Source organism: Clostridia bacterium, assembly GCA_017438525.1.
Classification (GTDB): domain Bacteria; phylum Bacillota; class Clostridia; order Oscillospirales; family RGIG8002; genus RGIG8002.
In genome coordinates, this window is record JAFRVI010000007.1 from 1 (window position 1) to 1,595 (window position 1,595).

The 1,595-nt window shown below is 51.2% G+C and carries 2 protein-coding genes; one reads left to right on the forward strand and one right to left on the reverse strand.

Annotated features, from left to right (window positions below; genetic code table 11):
* On the reverse strand, positions 1–311 hold a 311-nt coding region (locus tag IJL83_00885), incomplete at its 3' end, for a hypothetical protein (protein ID MBQ6552164.1).
* 105 nt (positions 312–416) lie between these two features.
* Between IJL83_00885 and IJL83_00890 the strand changes: the two genes are divergently transcribed.
* On the forward strand, positions 417–1,595 hold a 1,179-nt coding region (locus tag IJL83_00890), incomplete at its 3' end, for an amidohydrolase family protein (GenBank protein MBQ6552165.1).

Here is a 1,595-nt window from a genome sequence, read left to right on the forward strand (position 1 = left end):
ACTTTGAGCACGAATCTGTCCGCGTCGGTATAAAAGCGGAGCGTACCGCCGGAAGTGCAGTCGGAAAGCGTATCTTTGCCGTCGTGATATTCGCTGCGTTTAGAAGCGTCGAGCCTGTAATATTCGCCGTGATTCAGGTGCGGAGGAAGCAATCCGCCGATTTCGAAAATCTCGTTATCGGCGTTTATATATACGTATTCGTCGGTAAGTTCCGTAACGTATTCTTTCTTGATCTTCTCGGCTTTGACGGTTACGGCTTTCGAATAGTCGTATCCGCTTGCCTTGGGTTTGCCGAAATAGTAAGAGTCCATCATTTTCACCTCATGATATTTTAACATAACGCGCGTAAATTTGCAAGTATATATTGAAAATCATAAAATTATATGTTAAAATATTCAAAAAGCGGAGGTGGTCGAATGCTTTTCCGTAACGTTGTGATACTCGATGAAAATTTCAAGCCCGGCGCCGGAGTGTGCGTCGGGATCAAAGACGGTGTTATTTGTCATATCGGCGACTATGCGGAAGGATACGGAGAGGAATTCGACTGTACCGGTCTGCTGATGACGCCGGCGTTTTGTTCGGCGCATTCGCATAACGCGATGGTCCTGCTGCGCGGCGCCGGAACGGATCTGCCTCTTCAGCGCTGGCTAAACGAGGCGATATTCCCCAAAGAGGCTCTGCTTACCGGCGGTGATATCTATAACGGCACTCTCGCCGCCTGTGCGGAAATGCTCAAATACGGCGTCGTTTCTTCGAACGATATGTATATCGTCTCCGGCAATGATATGATCCGCGCCTACCGCGACGCCGGGATAAAGGCGAACGTTTCAGTCTCGGTAGTCTGCTTCGATCCTTCGGATCCTTTTATAAACAGGCCCGAGATACGTATGTACGAAGAGCTGTTTTCCGAAGTCGGCGCAAACGACGGCGATATCCGGGTCGACTGTTCCGTCCACGCCGAATACACCAATACCGAAAACAGCGTGCGCGCAATCGCCGAACTTGCAAACAGACACGGCGCCGGGTTCCACGTGCATATTTCCGAGACAAAGGCAGAACACGCCGCCTGTATCGAACGCCGCGGAATGACCCCCGTGCGCTTTATGGAAAAATGCGGGGCGTTCGAAAATCGCGTCATCGCCGCCCACTGCGTCTACTGTTCCGACGACGACCTGGCGCTTATGGCGGAAAAAGGCGCGTTTATGGCGTCGTGTCCCACTTCTAATCTAAAACTCGGAAGCGGGATACCGGATTATTCAAAATGTTTCAAAAACGGCGTTCCCGTTTGTTTAGGCACAGACGGCGTGGCGTCTAACAATAATCTCAATATGCTTAAAGAAGCTAAACTAATGGCGCTCCTCGCCAAAGGTGCCGCTTGCGATCCTACCTTATGTACCACCGCGGAAACGCTCAAGGCCGCGACGAGAAACGGATGGCTTTCGCAGGGGAGGGCGGACAGCGGACTTATAAAAGAAGGTATGTGTGCAGACCTTGCGCTGTTCAGGGTCGATACCGTCAATACCATGCCTTCGCCGGATGAAGCCGATACGCTTTTGTACTCCTGCGACGGCGAAGCTTATATGACTGTGGTAAAC